We start from the raw sequence: 3519 nt of genomic DNA on the forward strand, positions 1-3519 counted from the left end.
GCTGACCGCGGCAGCGACGGCTGCAGCCGAAGCGATGGCGATCGAGGTGTTGTGCGTGGCCCGGCAGGTCTCCGCCACCTTGGCGACGAACGCCTCCAAGGGTTCGAGCGGCATCATGATGCCGACAGGCGCGATGCGCATGGCCGCACCATTGGTGTCGCCGCTGCGTCCTGCTTCCTCGGCCGGCACACCATTGTTGATGGCGTCGATGGCTCGTTTGGTCGACGGCCCCAGCAGATCATAGCTGCCGCGCGCCTTCACCTCGCGCTCCCAGTCGAGCAGTGCATTGACCCAGCGCGCGTGGTCGAAGCGGTCGCCGGATTCGACCAGAATGCGGCCGAGCAGCAGCGCCTGCTCGGTGTCGTCGGTGATGGTGCCGGCAGCCAGTCCCTTCGACACCGGATGATCGGCGAAAGGCGCGATGAAATCCTCGACATGGCCGTAGAGTTCGGCAATGCGGGCCGGTGACAGAAGCTGCGTCGGCATACCGAGCGCGTCTCCCAGCGCCCCGCCGACAAGTGCGCCCATGGCGCGATCAATGGCCTTGCTGGTTGCATCCGACATCGCTCAGAACCTCATATGCAGCGCGAAATGCGCCGGATTGAGCAGGCTGGTGACATACTCGATCGGCCGGTCATCGGCCGCACGCGTCAGCCGGCGGCCGCGCAGGAACGGCGTGCCTTGCGGGCAGCCGAGGATGGCCGCATCCTCGGCATTGAGCATCTCGATCTCGACCCATTCCTCGCCATGGTCGGGAATGAGGCCGGCGGCGCGCAGCGTCTGGTGCAGCGAGCCCTCGCGCAATCCGCGCAACGGTACGTCCTCAAGCTCGAGTGACAATGGCAGCCGGCTGCGCTCGATAGAGATCGCATGGCCGTCACTGGCGTTGGTGCGCACCCGGTCGACGGCAATGAATAACGGGCTTTCGATACCAAGCAGCGCAGCCAGATCAGTGTCCTCGATGACCTCCAGCCGCAGCGTCCGCGTCTCGGCATTGGCGCCAGCATCGGCCAACGCCCGCGACCAGCCGATGGCGTCATCGACCGGCTTACCGTCGAAGGTGACGAACGAACCGATGCCCACCTTGGTGGTGATCAGCCCGCGGCTGGACAGTTCCTCGAGACCCTTGCGGACCGTATTGCGGCTGACGGAGAAGCGCTGGACGAGTTCGTTTTCGCTTTGAAGGCGGTCGCCGAAGCCGAGAACGCCGGAGCGGATCTCATGTTCGAGGACGGTGGCGATCTGCTCGGGCTTGCCCGTGCCGGGAGACAGTTGAACCGCGCGCCGCTTCATATGGGTACCTGTTCAGTGAACCTGTATAATCCTGTTCAATATATATCCACGGACGCCGTGTCAACGGGATCCAAAAGCAGGCCAACGGGCGCGAACGTTGCGGAATGCCTGCAAAACCGCCGACGACAGGCCGGCATACGGATTCCGAGAAACCGACCACCGATCAACCGAAAAGACCGCAATCAATCAAGAGGATAGCGCCAGTTCTTGATTCAAGCTTGACCGGACACGCTACGGTATCGACACCTCACGGGGCTCGACGAGGATGTCCGCCTCGATCGCTGCGTTGATGAATGCCGCCCGTGCCGCCGAGGCTTCTTTCTTGCCCTCAAGCACGGCCAGGCAGACCTTGCGGGCAACCATATGCCTTTGCCCGGTCACAACCGGCCAGCGGTTCATCAGGATGTCGGCAGCCTGAGCCACCCTCTCCACATTGAAGATCGAGTTTCGCGATCGGCCGAGCGCAATCCTGACCGGCTCATCGAAACGCTGGTCTTGCACCACCCCACCTCCGAAATCGAACGTGCCGACCCAATTCCCTGTATTGTGATAGGTTCCGCGCCAAAGGTGCAAGATGTCCGATTCCAGTGGCCAGAAAATCCAAGGCTGATCGTCGTGGTCGCGTTCGATCGCGGCGAGGATGGCGAATTGTTCCCAGCCTTTGGACCCGCCGACCAGCAGAGCGAGGACCGCGCCATACGCACCGCCAGGGCTCTGGCGGCAAAGCATGCCGGCGTTATCGCCTGGAGCCGCGAGGCCGATCCGACGCTGGGCGAATACGGCCCGCCGAACACGCTCTTCGTCAGCGGCGACGTACCTGATATGGAATGATCGATTGGCGGCAAAGCCGGCGAAATAGAACATTGTTTTAATATATATTCATCTGAAGGAACTGTTTTCTCTCGATCTCGTTTGTCTGCAGGTCGTTTATTCCAATGACCTCGACAGAGAGGAATTCCCAAATGAACCTCAAGATGCTCACGATGGGCGCGATGGCGCTTGCGATGATGACTGGCGCCGCACTTGCCGGCGGTGCCACCGGAACGTCGGCACTCGACGATCCGGCGAAGATGTCGCCGTTCTTCACCGATGCCGGGATGAAGACCATGAAGTCCGAGGCGGAATTCAAGGTCGCATGGATGGCCATGAAGGAAGAAGACCGCGCAGGCATGATGAAGGAATGCGGCGACGAGGCCATTGCCAAGTCGCATGACAATTTCTGCAAGATGACCAAGCAGCTCGGCGGTGCGAATTGACGTAGCAGGATTTGGGCGAATGCCCGAATAGAACGGGCCGGAGGCGGGCCAAGTGCCCGCCTTTTTTAGGGACGATGTACGACATCACATCATCGTGCCGGCGGATTCAATTCGCGACAACACCTGGGCAAAGGTATAGTGCTGATGGTTGGAGGGGCAAAATGCCGCTCGTCTGGCTTGTGCCCATGTTTCAACCCATCGTGAATATCGAAGACGCGCAGACGCTGGCGCAAGCGATCGTCAATACGATCACCGAGCCGTTTCTCGTCCTCGACGAACAGTTTCGCGTGCTGGCGGCCAGCCGCTCCTTCTACAACACATTTGAAGTCGACCCGCAGCAGACCCAAGGCTCGCTGCTTTACGCGCTCGGCGACGGTCAGTGGGATATTCCGGCACTTCGCCTGCTGCTGGAGACGATCATTCCCGAGAAGACCGCCATGGACGATTTCGAGGTCGAGCATGATTTCCCGCAGATTGGCCGCCGCACCATGCTGCTCAATGCCCGCAAGGTGCTTTACGACCACAGTCCGGCCATCACCATCCTTCTCGCCTTCAATGATATAACGGCCCGTCGTATCATCGAGCGGGAGAAGGAAGAACTGCTCAGCCGCACCGAAGATCTGCTTCGGCAGAAAGACGTCCTGCTGCGCGAGATGGAGCACCGGGTCGCCAACAGCCTGCAGATCATTGCCTCGATCCTGTTGCTGAAGGCACGCTCGGTCACGTCGGAAGAGACACGCCAGCATCTCAAGGATGCCCATCAGCGCGTTCTGTCCGTGGCCGAGGTGCAACGCCATCTCCACACCTCGGCCGGCATCGAGGAGATCGATGTCGGCTCTTACCTTCCGAAACTGTGTAGCAGCCTCGCCTCGTCAATGGTCGGCGAAACCCAGCCGATCACGGTTACCGTGACGGCCGAAGGCGGCAGGATGGATTCGCAAAGGGCCGTCAGCCTCGGCCTGATCGTCAC

The 3519-nt window shown here is 61.0% G+C and carries 6 protein-coding genes; 3 read left to right on the plus strand and 3 right to left on the minus strand.

The window, feature by feature from the left end; all coding sequences use genetic code 11:
• From EN935_RS26985 to EN935_RS26995, 3 genes are all read right to left on the minus strand, one after another.
• A partial coding sequence (locus EN935_RS26985; RefSeq protein WP_206534575.1) for an ADP-ribosylglycohydrolase family protein occupies positions 1 to 564 on the minus strand: 564 nt, incomplete at its 3' end.
• Positions 565 to 567: 3 nt separating this feature from the next.
• The gene (locus tag EN935_RS26990; protein WP_127265180.1) at positions 568 to 1293 is read right to left on the minus strand and encodes a GntR family transcriptional regulator; all 726 of its coding nucleotides are present in this window, start codon (positions 1291 to 1293) and stop codon (positions 568 to 570) included.
• A gap of 231 nt (positions 1294 to 1524) precedes the next feature.
• Positions 1525 to 1794 carry a DUF982 domain-containing protein gene (locus EN935_RS26995; protein WP_109661454.1) on the minus strand — a complete coding sequence of 90 codons (270 nt, stop codon included), beginning with the start codon at positions 1792 to 1794 and terminating at the stop codon, positions 1525 to 1527.
• Positions 1795 to 1908: 114 nt separating this feature from the next.
• Here EN935_RS26995 and EN935_RS27000 point away from each other — a divergent pair, with 114 nt between their 5' ends.
• The 3 genes from EN935_RS27000 to EN935_RS27010 all read left to right on the plus strand — a co-directional run.
• On the plus strand, positions 1909 to 2124 hold the full coding sequence (locus EN935_RS27000) for a hypothetical protein (RefSeq protein WP_245468965.1): 216 nt from the start codon (positions 1909 to 1911) through the stop codon (positions 2122 to 2124).
• A 131-nt stretch (positions 2125 to 2255) separates the two neighbouring features.
• Entirely contained in the window at positions 2256 to 2549 is a 294-nt protein-coding gene (locus EN935_RS27005; RefSeq protein ID WP_126069669.1) for a hypothetical protein, read from the plus strand.
• Between the two features lie 185 nt (positions 2550 to 2734).
• Positions 2735 to 3519: PAS domain-containing sensor histidine kinase (locus EN935_RS27010; protein ID WP_127373795.1), on the plus strand; the 785-nt coding region annotated here is incomplete at its 3' end.

Source organism: Mesorhizobium sp. M7D.F.Ca.US.004.03.1.1, from assembly GCF_003998635.1.
Taxonomy (GTDB): domain Bacteria; phylum Pseudomonadota; class Alphaproteobacteria; order Rhizobiales; family Rhizobiaceae; genus Mesorhizobium; species Mesorhizobium loti.

Bases quoted from the DNA above. Each gene is read 5' to 3' on its own strand.
- EN935_RS26990 (WP_127265180.1), bottom strand. From the start codon at position 1,293: ATGAAGCGGCGCGCGGTTCAACTGTCTCCCGGCACGGGCAAGCCCGAG.
- EN935_RS27005 (WP_126069669.1), top strand. From the start codon at position 2,256: ATGAACCTCAAGATGCTCACGATGGGCGCGATGGCGCTTGCGATGATG.